General features: G+C 73.2%; 19 protein-coding genes. 6 read left to right on the top strand and 13 right to left on the bottom strand.

Going from position 1 to position 14,213, the window contains the following annotated elements; genetic code table 11:
• The first annotated feature begins 34 nt into the window (after positions 1 to 34).
• Positions 35 to 898, top strand: coding sequence for a crotonase/enoyl-CoA hydratase family protein (locus tag ABD437_RS08975; protein ID WP_344648295.1), 864 nt, complete (start codon positions 35 to 37; stop codon positions 896 to 898).
• Here ABD437_RS08975 and ABD437_RS08970 read toward each other — a convergent pair.
• Positions 861 to 1,733, bottom strand: a complete 873-nt coding sequence (locus ABD437_RS08970) for a helix-turn-helix domain-containing protein (RefSeq protein ID WP_344648294.1) — start codon at positions 1,731 to 1,733, stop codon at positions 861 to 863. The two genes, ABD437_RS08975 and ABD437_RS08970, sit on opposite strands and share 38 nt — an antisense overlap.
• A gap of 148 nt (positions 1,734 to 1,881) precedes the next feature.
• On the opposite strand from ABD437_RS08970, the gene ABD437_RS08965 reads away from it, so the two are divergent.
• Positions 1,882 to 2,889 (top strand): alcohol dehydrogenase catalytic domain-containing protein, encoded by a 1,008-nt coding sequence (locus tag ABD437_RS08965; protein WP_344648293.1) that lies wholly within the window; start codon positions 1,882 to 1,884, stop codon positions 2,887 to 2,889.
• Here the strand turns inward: ABD437_RS08965 and ABD437_RS08960 are convergent.
• Together ABD437_RS08960 and ABD437_RS08955 are read right to left on the bottom strand one after the other, a co-directional pair.
• The gene (locus tag ABD437_RS08960; RefSeq protein WP_344648292.1) at positions 2,873 to 3,340 is read right to left on the bottom strand and encodes a GNAT family N-acetyltransferase; all 468 of its coding nucleotides are present in this window, start codon (positions 3,338 to 3,340) and stop codon (positions 2,873 to 2,875) included. The genes ABD437_RS08965 and ABD437_RS08960 overlap by 17 nt on opposite strands.
• A gap of 5 nt (positions 3,341 to 3,345) precedes the next feature.
• Positions 3,346 to 3,816: a hypothetical protein gene (locus tag ABD437_RS08955; RefSeq protein ID WP_344648291.1), complete on the bottom strand. Its 471-nt coding sequence runs from the start codon at positions 3,814 to 3,816 to the stop codon at positions 3,346 to 3,348.
• A 133-nt stretch (positions 3,817 to 3,949) separates the two neighbouring features.
• On the opposite strand from ABD437_RS08955, the gene ABD437_RS08950 reads away from it, so the two are divergent.
• The gene (locus ABD437_RS08950; protein ID WP_344648290.1) at positions 3,950 to 4,390 is read left to right on the top strand and encodes a DUF4440 domain-containing protein; all 441 of its coding nucleotides are present in this window, start codon (positions 3,950 to 3,952) and stop codon (positions 4,388 to 4,390) included.
• Here ABD437_RS08950 and ABD437_RS08945 read toward each other — a convergent pair.
• Positions 4,377 to 4,679: a DUF1905 domain-containing protein gene (locus ABD437_RS08945; protein WP_344648289.1), complete on the bottom strand. Its 303-nt coding sequence runs from the start codon at positions 4,677 to 4,679 to the stop codon at positions 4,377 to 4,379. The genes ABD437_RS08950 and ABD437_RS08945 overlap by 14 nt on opposite strands.
• Positions 4,680 to 4,759: 80 nt before the next feature.
• Here ABD437_RS08945 and ABD437_RS08940 point away from each other — a divergent pair, with 80 nt between their 5' ends.
• On the top strand, positions 4,760 to 5,263 hold the full coding sequence (locus ABD437_RS08940) for a hypothetical protein (protein WP_344648288.1): 504 nt from the start codon (positions 4,760 to 4,762) through the stop codon (positions 5,261 to 5,263).
• A 25-nt stretch (positions 5,264 to 5,288) separates the two neighbouring features.
• On the opposite strand, the gene ABD437_RS08935 is transcribed toward ABD437_RS08940, so the two are convergent.
• The 4 genes from ABD437_RS08935 to ABD437_RS08920 all read right to left on the bottom strand — a co-directional run bounded on the left by ABD437_RS08935 (position 5,289) and on the right by ABD437_RS08920 (position 8,142).
• Entirely contained in the window at positions 5,289 to 5,975 is a 687-nt protein-coding gene (locus tag ABD437_RS08935) for a BUD32 family EKC/KEOPS complex subunit (protein WP_344648287.1), read from the bottom strand.
• A gap of 33 nt (positions 5,976 to 6,008) precedes the next feature.
• Positions 6,009 to 6,740 carry an STAS domain-containing protein gene (locus tag ABD437_RS08930; protein ID WP_344648286.1) on the bottom strand — a complete coding sequence of 244 codons (732 nt, stop codon included), beginning with the start codon at positions 6,738 to 6,740 and terminating at the stop codon, positions 6,009 to 6,011.
• 77 nt (positions 6,741 to 6,817) lie between these two features.
• Entirely contained in the window at positions 6,818 to 7,735 is a 918-nt protein-coding gene (locus tag ABD437_RS08925; RefSeq protein ID WP_344648285.1) for a PrsW family intramembrane metalloprotease, read from the bottom strand.
• Between the two features lie 65 nt (positions 7,736 to 7,800).
• Positions 7,801 to 8,142: an STAS domain-containing protein gene (locus ABD437_RS08920; protein WP_344648284.1), complete on the bottom strand. Its 342-nt coding sequence runs from the start codon at positions 8,140 to 8,142 to the stop codon at positions 7,801 to 7,803.
• Between the two features lie 77 nt (positions 8,143 to 8,219).
• Between ABD437_RS08920 and ABD437_RS08915 the strand changes: the two genes are divergently transcribed.
• Together ABD437_RS08915 and ABD437_RS08910 are read left to right on the top strand one after the other, a co-directional pair.
• Positions 8,220 to 8,537, top strand: coding sequence for a PLP-dependent aminotransferase family protein (locus tag ABD437_RS08915; protein ID WP_344648283.1), 318 nt, complete (start codon positions 8,220 to 8,222; stop codon positions 8,535 to 8,537).
• A 16-nt stretch (positions 8,538 to 8,553) separates the two neighbouring features.
• Positions 8,554 to 9,516, top strand: coding sequence for an aminotransferase class I/II-fold pyridoxal phosphate-dependent enzyme (locus tag ABD437_RS08910; RefSeq protein ID WP_344648282.1), 963 nt, complete (start codon positions 8,554 to 8,556; stop codon positions 9,514 to 9,516).
• Here ABD437_RS08910 and ABD437_RS08905 read toward each other — a convergent pair.
• Genes ABD437_RS08905 through ABD437_RS08885 form a run of 5 tightly spaced genes read right to left on the bottom strand, consistent with a single transcriptional unit; the run spans position 9,513 to position 14,207 of the window.
• A complete protein-coding gene (locus tag ABD437_RS08905) occupies positions 9,513 to 10,733 on the bottom strand; it encodes an ABC transporter substrate-binding protein (protein WP_344648281.1) in 1,221 nt (406 codons plus the stop codon). The two genes, ABD437_RS08910 and ABD437_RS08905, sit on opposite strands and share 4 nt — an antisense overlap.
• Positions 10,669 to 11,787 (bottom strand): branched-chain amino acid ABC transporter permease, encoded by a 1,119-nt coding sequence (locus ABD437_RS08900; RefSeq protein ID WP_344648280.1) that lies wholly within the window; start codon positions 11,785 to 11,787, stop codon positions 10,669 to 10,671. Before ABD437_RS08900 ends, ABD437_RS08905 begins: the two co-directional genes overlap by 65 nt.
• Positions 11,780 to 12,670, bottom strand: a complete 891-nt coding sequence (locus tag ABD437_RS08895; protein WP_344648279.1) for a branched-chain amino acid ABC transporter permease — start codon at positions 12,668 to 12,670, stop codon at positions 11,780 to 11,782. The genes ABD437_RS08900 and ABD437_RS08895 overlap by 8 nt, the downstream gene beginning before the upstream one ends.
• Positions 12,667 to 13,431: an ABC transporter ATP-binding protein gene (locus tag ABD437_RS08890; protein WP_344648278.1), complete on the bottom strand. Its 765-nt coding sequence runs from the start codon at positions 13,429 to 13,431 to the stop codon at positions 12,667 to 12,669. The genes ABD437_RS08895 and ABD437_RS08890 overlap by 4 nt, the downstream gene beginning before the upstream one ends.
• Complete coding sequence (locus tag ABD437_RS08885) at positions 13,428 to 14,207, bottom strand: ABC transporter ATP-binding protein (protein WP_344648277.1); 780 nt, start codon at positions 14,205 to 14,207, stop codon at positions 13,428 to 13,430. The genes ABD437_RS08890 and ABD437_RS08885 overlap by 4 nt, the downstream gene beginning before the upstream one ends.
• Positions 14,208 to 14,213 lie beyond the last annotated feature (6 nt).

The raw sequence follows: 14,213 nt of genomic DNA, 5'->3' as shown, positions 1-14,213 counted from the left end.
TCCATCGATTTCCCCACCGTGTTGGGATCCGGACATGGTCTACGAAACGCTGCGCTACGACGTGTCCGACGGCATCCTCACGCTGACGCTGCACCGCCCCGACAGTCTCAACGCGTTCACCGTCACGATGGCCGAGGAACTCGTCGACGCGTTCGGCCGGGCCGGCACCGACGACGACGTGGCGGCGATCGTGGTCACCGGCAGCGGGCGGGCGTTCTGCGCGGGGATGGACCTCTCGGCCGAGGGCAACGTGTTCGGCCTCGACGAGACGCTGCGCCCGACCCCCGAGGAGCTGCGCGAGCGCCTCGACGACCCGGAGATCGTGCGGGGGGTGCGCGACACCGGTGGGCGGGTCACGCTGGCGATCTTCGACTGCCCGAAACCGGTGATCGCGGCGATCAACGGGCCCGCGGTGGGGATCGGCGCGACGATGACGCTGCCGATGGACGTCCGCATCGCGTCGGAGAAGGCCCGGATCGGGTTCGTGTTCGGCCGGCTCGGCATCGTGCCGGAGGCGGCGAGCTCCTGGTTCCTGCCGCGGCTGGTCGGCATCAGCCGGGCGCTGGAGTGGACGTACTCGGCCGACATCCTCACCGCGGCCGAGGCTCACGAGGGTGGCCTGGTGCGCAGCGTGGTGCCGCCGGAGGAGCTGCTGCCGACCGCGTACGCGCTGGCGGCGAAGTTCACCACCGACCGGTCGCGGGTGGGCACCGCGCTGACCCGCAAGCTCATCTACCGCAACGTGGCGCAGCCGCACCCGCTGGAGGCGCACCTCACCGACTCGCTGGCGATGTTCTGGACCAGCGTCGGCGACGGCAAGGAGGGCGTGCGCGCGTTCCGCGAGAAGCGTCGCCCGGAGTTCACCGAGCGGGACGTGCCGCGGGTGTTCCCGTCGTAGCGCTCCACTGCGCGAGCAGGCGCAACGCGGTCTGGGCCGGGCTGCCGGCCGGCGCGGTGTAGACGAACAGCGTCTGGTCGTCCTCGGGCAGGCCGAGGGCCTGGTAGGTGAGCGTGAGCTCACCGACGACCGGGTGGTGGTAGCGCTTGGTGCCGGTGGTGCGGACCAGCACGTCGTGGTCGGCCCACCAGCGCCGGAACTGCTCGTCCTTGACCGACAGCTCACCGACGAGCGCGGACAGGTCGGGGTCGTCGGGGTACTTGCCGGCGTCGACGCGCAGCGCGGCGACGGTGTCGGCGGCGACGGACTCCCAGTCGGGGTGCAGGTCGCGGGCGGTGCCGTCGAGGAAGACGAACCGGGCGTAGTTGCGTTCCCGGGCCGGCAGCGCCGGGAAGTCGGTGACCAGCGCGCGGCCGGTGCGGTTGACCGCGAGGACGTCCATCCGGCGCCCCAGCACGAGCGCGGGGCTCGCGGTCACGTCGAGCGTCTCGAGGAGCTGGAGGGTGGCCACCGAGACGTGCTGGGCGCGGCGCGCCGGCCGGCGCCGGCGTGCCGCCGGGGGCCGGGCCAGGTCGAAGAGGTGGGCGCGTTCGGCGTCGTCGAGGCGGAGCGCGCGGGCGATCGCGTCGAGCACGGCGTCGGACGGGTTGAGGTTGCGGCCCTGTTCGAGGCGGACGTAGTAGTCGACGCTGACGCCGGCGAGCGCGGCGAGTTCCTCGCGCCGCAGCCCCGGCACCCGGCGCCCGGCGCCGGTCGCGGAGAACCCGCCGGTCTCGGGGGTGAGACGGGCCCGGCGGGAGCGGAGGAACTCGCGCAGTTCGGCGTTGTGCACCACGTGCCCAGTATTCCCGGGTGGCGGGGCGGGCGGTGGGGCGAACCTGGGTCCGGCGTTCCTAGGCAGCGGCGGGCCGGTCCGGGCCCTCCGGAGGCGGCTGTTCCCGGCTGGAATCGAGGTGTCCACCACCGAGGAGAGGTCGTCAGAAATGCGTACTGCCCAGGTCGCCGAGGTCGGCGGCGCGTTCCGCGTCGTCGAGCGGGAACTACCGGAGCCGGGCCGCGGCCAGGTCCGGGTCACGGTCGAGGCGTGCGGGGTCTGCCGCACCGACTCGGCGTTCGTCGGCGGCGGCTATCCGGTGTCGTTCCCGCTGGTCCCCGGCCACGAGGTCGCCGGGCGCATCGACGTCGTCGGGGACGACGTCGAGGACTGGGCGCCCGGCGACCGGGTCGCGGTCGGCTGGTTCGGCGGTCACTGCGGACGCTGCACCGCGTGCCGCGGCGGCGATTTCATCCATTGCGCCCGGATCCAGGTTCCGGGCTGGGCCTACCCGGGCGGGTTCGCGGACGCGCTGGTGGTGCCGTCCTCGGCGCTCGCCCGGATCCCCGACGGGATCAGCGCGGTCGAGGCGGCGCCGATGGGATGCGCCGGCGTCGCGACGTTCAACGGGCTGCGGCACAGCGCCGCCCGGCCCGGTGACCTGGTCGCGGTGCTCGGCCTGGGAGGGCTGGGGCATCTCGGGGTGCAGTTCGCCGCGCGGATGGGGTTCGAGACCGTGGCGATCGCCCGGGGTGCCGCTCACGCCGAGCCGGCCGCCCGGTTCGGCGCGCACCACTACGTCGACAGCACGACCACCGACGTGGCCGCCGCGCTCACCCGGCTGGGCGGGGCCGCGGTCGTGCTCTCCACCGTGAACAGCTCCGACGCGATGAGCGCCACGGTCGACGGACTGCGGCCCCGCGGCGAGCTGGTCGTCGTCGGGGTGGACCCGGAGCCGGTGCGGGTGAGCCCGTTCCAGCTGGTGCCGGCGAGCCGGACCGTGCACGGGCACCCGTCGGGCACCGCGCGGGACGTCGAGGAGACCCTGCGGTTCGCGCGCCTGGCCGGTGTGCGCCCGGTGACCGAGACGGTGCCGCTGGAGCAGGCCGGCGCCGCGTACGACCGGATGATGGCCGGCCGGGCGCGGTACCGGATGGTGCTCACGACGGGGCGCTGAGGTCCTTCACCGCGACGGTCTCGCCGTCGGCCTGTTCGCCGGTGGGCCGGAACCCGAGCTTGAGATAGAAGGGTTCCGGCCCGCCGGCGCGGGGCTCCCAGGTGACGTAGACCAGCGACCCGCCGCGCGCGCGGATCTCGGCGCAGACCGCGTCGACCGCGAACCGGCCGTAGCCGCGGCCCTGGGCGTCGGCGGCGATGTTCAGCCGCCACAGCCCGGAGCGGCGGTCGTCCGGGTCGGCCTCGGGGTTCCACGGGATGTCGAGGAACGCCATCAGGAAACCGACGAGCCGGTCGCCGTCGTAGATCAGCCGCGGCCAGGCGTTGTCCGGGTAGAGGTACGCCTCCGCGACCGACTTCACCACCGGCGCGACCAGGTCCTCCTGGTCGGGGCGGACCCGCAGGTCGAACGCGGCCTCGTAGTTGGCGGGCGTGAGCTTCTCCAGCCGCATGCCGGTCAGCCCAGCCGGATGCGGGTGCCGGCGGAGGCCGGGGCGGCGTGCAGGTCGAGTTCGGCCGCGGTGAACTTCTCCGGGAGCGCGAACCGCAGCGTGACGTTCGTCGACTCCTTCGGTTCCAGCGACGTCAGCGACACCGCGCCGTGGGCCGTCCGTGATTCCGTGCTGACCACCTGCTGTGACTCCCCGTAGAACGAGACGAACGCGGACGTGCGGTTGGTGACCGCGACCGTGACGGTGAGTTCGCGCGGGCCGGCCGATCGCACGCCGACGAGGCGGAACTGCAGATCACCGTCGACGGCCGGCGCGGTGGAGCCGACCGTCGGCTGCGCCGAGCCGCGCGACGGTGTGGTCGTGGGGTTCTCGTCGTCCGAGCCGAAGAACCGGATCGCGCCGGTAGTGATGGCCCAGATCGCGAACAGGCCGACGACGAGGACGACCGCGATGACGATCACGCGGTTGCGGTCCATCGGCCGGCGGTGGCCCGGTGGGGCACCTGGATCCGTTAAGCGCGCCACGGTGTGTCCCTTCGTCGCTGAAGCACGGTAGCGGGAATCCGCCGCCTTGACCTCAACCGAGGTTTACCTCCTACCGTCGCTCCCTATGCGACCGACACTGCACCACCCCGCCGCCCAGGACTCCGCCGAGGACGTCGTGCGTCGTTTCGCCGCCGAGCTGCAGGAAGCCGGGGACACGTTCGACGCCGACGCCTACGACCGCGCGTTCGCCGACGACGTGCTCTGGGGCAGCCCGTACGGGGCGACGCTCGCGGGGTTCGCGCCGCTCAACACGATCCACCGCCGGCTGATGGCCGGTGCCCGCGACGCGGTGGATCCGGACGCGCCGCCCGTCGGGGCACCGGCGTCCCGGTTCGAGGTGGTGGCCGTGCGGGCGCCCGCGCCCGGCGTGATCGTCGCCCAGATCCGCCGCCGGGCCGTCGCGGAGGGCGGATTCTCCGAGATGGCGCTGTACGTGCTGATCGAGCGCGATGGGGACTGGTGGCTGGCCGCGGCGCAGAACACCCCGATCGTCACCGATCGATGAGCTCCACCTCCACGGTGGTGGTGTCGCCGGCCTCCAGCGACCGGGCGGCGCGGATCGCCCGCTTGACCGGCAGGACGTAGGTGCCGCGTTTGCGGTCGGGGAAGATCGACGTCGTCCACGTGCTCGGGCCGATGCGGGCACGCACCCGGACCGAGCCGAACCCCCGCGCCAGGCCGGCGGTGAGTTCCCGGATGTCGTCGGCGGCGTCGTCCGGGAGGCTGACGAACGTCCAGCTCTCGTCGCGCCGGGCTTCCCAGATCCAGAGCTCGGCGTCGAAGGTCACGATCACGGTCGACAGCCTCGCAGGGGGGTGCGACAGAATCCGGGTGGGTACGGGTCAGCTGTAACCCGAGTGACGAGGAGTGCTCCGTGACCGAACTGCCGCTGTACGCGACGCTGGGCTTCACCGACCCCGAGTGGGGGCTGCTCGTCGGTCTTCCCCAGTCGGTGCTCGTCGCCGCGAGCGCCGCCAGTCCGGACAGCACGCGCAAGACCCGCGCCGAGTCGGCCGCCGGCCTGGACGTCATCGCGGACGCCAGGGCGTCGGCGAGCACGCTGGTGTCGGCGATCGCGAACGAGATCGTCGCCGAGGTGGGGGACCCGGAGCTGGGCGAGGAGGCCCCGGTGATCGAGCCGGGCGACCCGGCCGCGTACGCGCGTGACGTGGTCGGCCGGGCCGCCGAGGCGAACGCGCTGCTGGCCGCGAAGGCCGCGCCGGCCGACGCGGAGACCTACCGGCACTGGCTGGTGGAGGTGGCCGAGTCGGTCGTCGGCGCCGCCTCCAGCGGGGGTGTCCTCGGCATCGGCGGCGAGACCGTCACCCCGTCCGAGCGCGCGTTCCGCGACGACCTGGCCAAGGCCCTCACCGCCTGACCGCCCCTCACCGCCTGACCGCCCCTCACCGCCTCACCGCCCCGGCCCGGCGGAGGCGCCGGGCCTCCCCGGGCCCCACCGCCGGGTCGTCGAGGCGACGGGCGGCGACGGCCGGGAGCTCGGCGTCCAGCGCGTCCGCGCCGGCGGCGGCCCGGAACCGCCGGGCGAGGCGTCCCTGCCCGGCGCGCTCCACCGGCCGCGGCCACGCCCACGCCCCGGCGGGGAACGCGGCGGTCAGCAGCAGCACGTAGGTCTGGGCGAGGTCGGTCGCGGCGGCGCCCCGGGCGGCGCCCTCCCAGTCGACGAGCACCGGCCCGGTGCCGGCCAGGAGGACGTTCGCCGGGTGCAGGTCCAGGTGCAGCAGGCGGTCACCGGGCGCGCCGATCGCCCGCAGGGAGCCCGGCGCGGTCACCGCGTGCACACGCTCGTGCAGGTCGACGAGCGTGCGCACGTGCCGGGCCGCGTGCCAGGGGCGGCGCCGGAGGTCCGCCAGCATCGTCGGCCCGTGGATGCGTTCGAGCACCATGTCGGCGCCGTCGACGTCCAGTACCGCGGGCACCGGCACCCCGCCGTCGCGGGCCAGCCGCATGACGTCGGCCTCCCGGTCCGGGTGCCCGGCCCGCTCGCGGCGGCGGCGCAGCACCCGGTGGGCGTCGAGCGCGTAGACGTCACTCCAGCGCCCCGACGCGAGCAACGGGCCGGGTGGGCGCACGGGCGCTCCTCTCCGGACGGTGGGTGGGCCGGGTCAGCCGACGCGGACCGTGGCCCAGGTCGTTTTGCCGTCCTCGGTGGGCAGCGTGCCCCAGGCGGTCGCGAACGCGTCGACCAGGCGCAGCCCCTTGCCCGGCAGCGAGTAGCCGGGTGCGCTCGCGTCGGTGCGTTTGCGTGCGGGCTCCGGGGCGCCGTCGGACACCGCGATGTTCAGGTAGATGCCCCGGTAGGCGAGCGTGACGACGAGCTCGGTGCGCGCGTGCCTGGCGGCGTTGTCGACCAGCTCGGTGACGATCACGGTGGCCTCGTCGACGACACCCTCCAGGCTCCAGGCGGCGCAGGCGTCACGCATGAAGCGCCGGGCCTCGGCGGCGGCCGCGTCGGTCGGCCGCAGGTGGATGCGGAGCCGGCCGAGGGGCGCGGAGCCGGTGCGGGCGGCCTCGACGGCCTCGTCCAGCGTGGCCCGCACCGGCACGGTCCGCGTCACCGACGAGCGGTGCAGCGCGGCGAGGGTCGCCTCGCTCGGGGCGGCCAGCACCACCGGCACCGCCGGCCAGGTGGCGGCCCGGTTGAGCACCGCGGGGAACACCATCAGCACGACCGGCTGCACGACGGTGAGCGCCGAGAGATCGACGACCACCCCGGCCGGGCACTCGGCGAGGCACTTGAGCAGCAGGCCGCGCACGACCGGGACGTCGAGGAGCCGTAGGGGGCCCGACAGGGCGAGGACCGTGACCGGATCCCGCCGGTCGATGTGGCCGGACATTTCGTCCACCACACCATCGGACCTCGGAACGCGCGTCTCCGCAAGGGCGACGCGGCAATTCCCCCCAACCAGGACAGTCAGCCGGCGGCGCCGCGGAGCGGGACGTGCCAGCTCAGGCGGGGCGGCGCGTCCCGGCGGGCCGATCGCCACTCGATGATCAGCCAGCCGACGCCGACCAGCGCGATCAGCGCCAGCCCCGCCCACTCCAGCACCGGCATCAGCGCGGCCTGCTCGGCGCTGGGCCGCACCAGCCAGCCCTCGGCCGTCGGCGTGTAGCGCTCACCGCCGGTGAGGACGAGCGTGCCGCGCACCGCGATGCTGTGCATCGCGTCCCACAGGCCGTGCAGCAGCGAGACACCGACGAGCGCGGCCAGCAGCCGGCCGGTCACCGTGAACCGGTGGCGGGAGCTGGCGCGGAACAGCACGCCGCCGAGGATCGCCGTCCACAGGCCGTGCCCGACCGGCGCGAGCAGCCCGCGGAGCAGCTCGGTCTTGACCAGCGCGGCCAGCGACAGCCCTTCGGTGGTGAACAGCGCGGTCAGCGCGTACCCGGCGGACTCGAACGCCGCGAAACCGAACCCGACCGAGGCGCCGAGGATCATCCCGTCTCGCACCGACTTGTGCGCCAGCCGGCGGGTCACGAACGCCAGCGCGAGCAGCTTGACGGTCTCCTCGATCACGCCGACGCCCAGGAACAGCCACCACGAGGGGCGCAGCAGGAACGACTCGAGCACGGACGCGCCGAGGACGCCGATCACGCCGCCGACGACGAACGTCGAGAACAGCAGCGCCGGGGTGAGCTCGCCGGTGTCGGTGTGCTGCCCGGCCCAGACCACGAACGTCACCGGCACCAGGAAGCTGCCCAGCAGCACCACGGTGGGGATCAGGTTGGTGTTGGCGGTGCCCACCGTGACCGCCACCGTGGCCACCCAGAGCGCGAGCCCGGTGAGCCCGACCCGCCGCCAGGTGGGGCGCCGTAACGCGGGCTGGGTCATGGGGCCCTCCTCGGATCGGATCGCCGGTCGGGGCGGGCTTCCCGGGATCGGCCGGAGGAAACGTCTCAGCGGCGCCGCAGGCGCACCGGGTCGACGACCGGCAGCACGTCGACCAGGCCGGTGACCAGCAGCATGCGGGAGAGCAGCACCGACGGGTTGGTCAGCACGAGCACCGTGCCCGACCGGGCGGCGGCGGTCCGCGCCCGGATCATCGTGCTCAACCCGCGCGCGTCGACGAACGTCAGCTCCCGGCAGTCCAGCACGAGGGTGTCGGCGAGCCCGGGACGCAGCCAGGCGAGCGCGTCGAGCAGCACCGGCGCGGTGCGGTGATCGAGCTCGCCGTCGAGCTCGAAACGGGCGGTTCGGTCCACCAGTTGCGCGATGACGGTGAGCTGGCGTTCGGTCACGACGGCCTCCAGGCGGGAGCATTCGTCGGCAACCAGGGTAAGTGTTTCCGGCCCCCCGACCGGGGTAGCCGCCCGACATGGGACAGGAACGCGCACCCGTGCTGGACGCGATCGAGGAGTTCCGCGAGGCGGGAATGTACTCGTTCGCGCTGCCCGGCGACCGCCTCGGCGCCGGGGTCGACGACCGCACCGCCGCGGTGCTGTCGCGGGACGTCTTCGCCGCCGACGTCATCACCGCCAAGAAACACGCGTCGGACGCCGAACAGCTGTACGCCGCGGCCGTCGGCGCCCGCGACGCGGTGTTCACGACCTGCGGATCCAGCATCTCGATCCACGTCGCGATGCTCACCGTGACCGGCGTCGGCCGCCGACGTCATCGAGGCGCTCGAGCGTGAGCCCGACATCGGCGCGGTGCTCGCGATCACCCCGACCGAGTACGGCACCGGCGCCGACGTGCGCAACATCGCCGCCGCCTGCCACGCCCGGGGCATCCCGCTGCTGGTCGACGAGGCCTGGGGCGCGCACTTCCCGTTCCACCCCGAGCCGCCGACCGCCGCCGTGCGCGCCGGCGCCGACATCGTCGTGCAGAGCCTGCACAAGGCCGGCGGCGGGCTGTGCCAGGCGTCGATCCTGCTGCTCGGCGGTGACCTCGTCGACCCGGTCGACCTGCGGCTGCGTCTGGACCTGATCACCACCACCAGCCCGTCGGCGCTGCTCTACGGATCGATCGACGGTTTCCGCAGGCACCTGGTGGCCGAGGGCGAGGAGCTGATCGGGCGGGCGCTCGACCGGGTCGCGGCGCTGCGGGAGCGGGTGGCCGCGCTGCCGCGCCTGTCGGTGCTCGGGGAGAGCATCATCGGGCACGACAGCGTCGCCGAGTGGGACCCCCTCAAGCTCTCGGTCGACGTTGGGGAGCTCGGTCTCACCGGGTACCAGGTCCGGCAGTGGTTCGAGGAGGAGCAGAAGTTGACGCTGCAGCTCGGCGACTCCCGCCGGGTGGTGTGCTCGCTGAGCTACGCCGACGACGACGCCGCGTTCGAGCGCCTGTACCGCGGCTTCGCGACGCTCGCGAACGACCCGCCGGAGCCCGACCGGCCCGCCCCGGTCGTCCCGCCGCTCGAGGACCTGAACCTCAAGCAGGCGATGAGCCCGCGCGACGCGTTCTTCGCCCGCACCGAGCAGGTGAAGGACCCGGTGGGCCGGATCGCGGCCGAGATGGTCAGCCCGTACCCGCCCGGCGTGCCCGCGGTACTGCCGGGCGAGCGGTTCAACGCCGCCGTCGTGGAGTACCTGCGGGCGGGCAAGGCCGCGGGCATGACCGTCCCGGACGCGTCCGACCCCGACCTGGAGACGTTCCGCGTCGTCGCGGACTAGCTTTCCGCGAGCCCGGGCGCGAACTGGCCCTCGAACGCGTCCTGGACCACCTTCGCGCCGCCGGGCACGTCGGCCGGCTGGTAGATGTAGCTCTGCAGGCTCGGCGAGCGGTGCAGCGTGAACGACTCGATCGGCACGATCAGGCCGCCGGTGTCGATGTTCTTCAGACCCTGGAACGCCTTCAGGACCCCGGCGCGGGTCAGGTCACCGTCCGCGCAGGCGGTGTCGAGCACCTGCTTCATGATCTCCGACATGCCGTAACCGAGGATCACGCCGCCGCTGGGGTTCTTCGCGTCCGGGAACGCCGCGGTGTACTTGTCGTACAGGTCCTCGTGCTTCTCGAACGTGGAGACCGGCGCGGAGACGTACAGGTGCGACTTCAGCCAGGCCGCGGTCGGGCCCTGCAGCAGGCCGGGCGCGAACACCGGGTTGCTGCCCAGGATCGGGACGTCCAGGCCCTGCGCCTGCGCGGCCGCGGCCACCGACGTGGTCTGGGCCGGCGCGACGGTCAGCACGATCGCGTCGACGCCCCGGGCCTTGAGCTGCGTCACCTGGGCGCTCATGTCCTGGTCGGTGGCCTTGATCTGCGCCTCGACGACCGTCAGCTTCTTCTGCTTCGCGACGTAGGTCGTGCCCTCCAGGCCGGTCTCGCCGTACTCACCCTCGAAGTAGATGTGCCCGACGGTGTCGCCGTCCTTGAGCAGGCCCTTCTCGAACGCGTAGTCGTAGGCGTTGGACATCTCGACGTCGTAGGTCGGGCCGAGCACGCCGGTGCCGGGGATGTCGGTGAGCTTCTCGCCCCAGGCCGACGGGAAGTTGACGATCTTGTCGGCCTCGTAGTCCTGGGCCAGCGCCGCGTTGATCGGGGACCCGATCGTCTGCTGCATCGCCAGCACGTCGGACTTGATCGAGCTGTAGAGCTGCACACCCTGCTGCGGCACGTATCCGGTGTCCTGGACGTCGAGCTTGACGCTGTACTTGTCGCACACCTTCGCGGACTTCCAGTACAGCGTGTTGCCGTTGGTGATGTCCTTGCCCAGCGCGGCGAACACCCCGGTCAGGTCGGTGAGCACGCCGAGCGTGATCGTGGTGCCCTCGACCCCGACGTCGGTGGCGACGTCGCCGGAGCCGCCGTCGGACCCCGATTCGGCTTTACTGCTGCACCCCGCGGCCAGCAACGCGAGGGCGACGGTGGCGGCGGCCACTCTGGTCAGCATCTTCATCGATGGTTCCCCTTTGCGGCGTGGTCCGGCGGAGTAACCCGGCAAAACCCGCGAGGCCCGCGGGCTGGAACAGGACGACGAGCACGATCGCGAGGCCGTAGAGGTAGCGGGCCGCCTCGCCCGCCGCCAGACCACCGCCGCCGGCCCCGCTGACCAGCGGCAACGCGTCGGAATAGCGTTGCAGGACGAGCGGGAGCGCGGTGACGAACACCGCTCCGGCGACCGCACCGCCCAGCGACCCGAGGCCGCCGAGGACGACCATCGCCAGGTACTGGATGGAGACGAACAACCCGAACGACTCCGGCGCGATGCTGCCGATCGACAGCGCGTACATCACTCCGGCCAGCCCGCCGTAGGCCGAGCTGACCAGGAACGCGCCGGCTTTGTAGCGCTGCACGTTCACGCCCATCACCGACGCGGCGAGCTCGCTGTCGCGGACGGCCTGCAGCGCGAGGCCGGGCCGGGAGCGCACGAGGTTGCGGGCGAACAGGAACGCGAGCGTGGCGAGGAGCAACCCCAGGTACCAGAGCCGCTCGGACTCGCGGAACGGCACGCCCAGCAGCACCAGCCGCGGGGTGTCGGCGAACGAGAACCCGAACAGCGCGAAGTCCGGCACCGCGCGGCCGTTGAACCCGCCGGTCACCGACGTCCAGCTGTTCAGGACGTGCTGGCCGACGAAGACCAGCGCCAGCGACGCCACGCCGAGGTAGATCCCGCGCAGCCGGGCCGCGATCGGGCTGAACGCCAGGCCCGCCACCCCGGCCAGCACGACGCCGGTCACCGCGGCGAGCAGCGGCGGCCAGCCGAGGCCGGACACCTCGTCGCCGCCGGTGCCGGCGAGGAACGTGTAGCTGATCGCGCCCACGGCCAGGAAGAACGAGTGCGCGAGCGAGAGCTGCCCGGCCGTGCCCAGCAGCAGGTTCAACCCGATCGCGCCGACGACCGCACCGCAGATCGCGAACCCGGTCCGCAGCCAGAACTCCTCGACGTAGAACGGCGCGATCACCAGCACGATCGCCGGCAGCACCCACCGCAGGGCCCTAGACACGGGTCAGCTCCCGGGTGCCGAACAGGCCCGACGGGCGGACCAGGAGCACGACGATCATCACCAGGTACGGCACCACCGGGCCGAACCCGCGGCCCAGGAACAGCAGCTGGTCCTGGTAGCCGGCGGCCAGCGCCTCGGCGATCCCGATCAGCAGCCCACCGGCCAGCGCGCCACCGGTGGAGTCCAGACCGCCGAGGATCGCGGCCGGGAACGCGCCCAGCGCCACCGTGTACACCGCCGGGCTCACCCCCGGCGTCGGTGCGCCGACCAGGAACAGCGCGGCGACGGCGGCGAGCGCGCCGGCGACCAGCCAGGCGATCGCCGAGACCCGGCCCTGCCGGATGCCCATCAGCGCGGCCGCGTCCCCGTCCTCGGCGACCGCACGCATCGCCACCCCCCAGTCGGAGTACTTGAACGCGGCGAAGAACCCGCCGATCAGGATCGCGGCCACGCCGATCGCCAGCGCGCGGTTCGTGCTGATGCCGACGTCGCCGAGCCGCACCACGTCGCCGCCCCAGGGGTGCGGCACGTTGAGGATGTCCGAGCCGATCCGGCGGGTCAGGTCGGTGAGCAGGATGATGTCGACGCCGATCGTGACGACCGCGAGCGCGATGTCGGTGGTGCCGCGCAGCCGGTTGATCAGCAACCGCTCGATCAGGACCGCGACGGCCGCGGTGAGCGCCACCCCGGCCAGCGCGCCGAGCCAGAACCCGAGCGGGTCCGAGAGCCGCACGATCGTGTACGCGCCGAGCAGCAGGAACGAGCCGTGCGCGAAGTTCACCACGCCGCTGGCCTTGAAGATGATCACGAAGCCCAGCGCGATCAACGCGTACATCGCGCCGAGCGAGACGCCGTTGAGCAGCAGGGACAGGAATTGGGTCATGCCGCCCCCAGGTACGCCTTGATCACGTCGGGGTCTCGTTGGACCTCCGCGGGTGTGCCGTCGGCGATGCGGCGGCCGAAGTCGAGCACGGTGACCCGGTCGGCCAGCGACATCACCATCCCCATGTCGTGCTCGACCAGGATGATCGTGATGTCGAGCGCGGAGCGGATCTGGGCGATCGCCTCGGCCATCCGCCGGGTCTCGTCGGCGTTCATGCCCGCGACCGGTTCGTCGAGCAGCAGCAGGCGCGGCTCGGCGCACAGGGCCCGGGCCGCCTCGACGCGTTTCTGGTCGCCGTAGGGCAGGATCCCGACCGGGGTGTGCAGCTGGTCGCCGAGGTCGAGGAACTCGGCGATCTCGGCGACGCGCGCGGCGTGCCTCGCGTGTTCGCGTCGGGCCCGCGGGAGGCCGAGCCCCCCGGCGACGACACCGGTGCGGGTCAGGTGGTGCCGGCCGAGCATGAGGTTGTCCGCGACCGACTGCCGCGCCGAGAGCGCGATGTTCTGGAACGTGCGGGCGACGCCGACCCCGGCGATCTGGAACGGACGCATCGTGTCCAGGCGGGCGGCCCCGAAGCGCACCTCGCCGGCGGCGGCCCGGTACACGCCGGTGAGTACGTTGAACAGCGTCGACTTGCCGGCGCCGTTCGGGCCGATGACCGCGTGGATGGTGCCCGGCTCCACCGTGAACGACACGTCCGCGAGCGCCGAGACCGCCCCGAACCGGACGCTGATGCCGTCGATCTCCACCGGGTCGTTCATTCCGACCACCGCGACAGGGTTCTCGGTGCGGTGACCTCCGGCCGTTGCGCGGAGTGCCCGAGGTACAGGCGGCGCACGTCGTCGTTGTCGGCCAGGTCGTCGGCCGCCCCGGAGAGCGACACCTTCCCCACGTCCAGCACGTGCGCCTCGGACGCCACCCGCAGCGCCATCGTCGCGTTCTGCTCGATCAGCAGCACCGCGGTGCCCTGCCGGTTGATCTCGGTGACGATCTCGCCGATCTGACCGATGATGCGGGGCGCCAGGCCGAGCGACGGCTCGTCGAGCAGCAGCAGTCTCGGGGCCGCCATCAGCGCGCGTCCGATCGCGAGCATCTGCTGCTCGCCGCCGGAGAGCAGCGCGCCGCGCTGCGCGCGCCGCTCGGCGAGCACCGGGAACAGGTCGTGGATGCGGTCGCGGGCGGCGGCCTTCGCCGCCCGGTCGCGGTTGCCGAGGCCACCGGCGCGGAGGTTCTCGTCGACGGTGAGGCGCCCGAAGATCCGGCGCCCCTCGGGTACGTGGGCGATGCCGCGCCGGACGATGCTCGCGGGGTCGCGCCGGGTCAGGTCGTCCCCGTCGAAGCGGATCGTGCCGGACTCGATCCGGCCGCCGAGGCGGCGCAGCGTGCCCGAGACCGCGCGCAGCAGCGTGCTCTTCCCGGCCCCGTTGCTGCCGAGCACGGCGACGATGCCGCCGTCGGGCACGGTGAGGCTCACGCCCCGCAGGGCCCGGACCGCGCCGCCGTAGGCGACCTGGAGGTTGTCGACGGTCAGCGTCACGGTCGT

Source organism: Cryptosporangium japonicum, assembly GCF_039524755.1.
Taxonomy (GTDB): domain Bacteria; phylum Actinomycetota; class Actinomycetes; order Mycobacteriales; family Cryptosporangiaceae; genus Cryptosporangium; species Cryptosporangium japonicum.
Note: the sequence above shows the minus strand (reverse complement) of the source record. Positions and strands in the feature narration are given on the sequence as shown.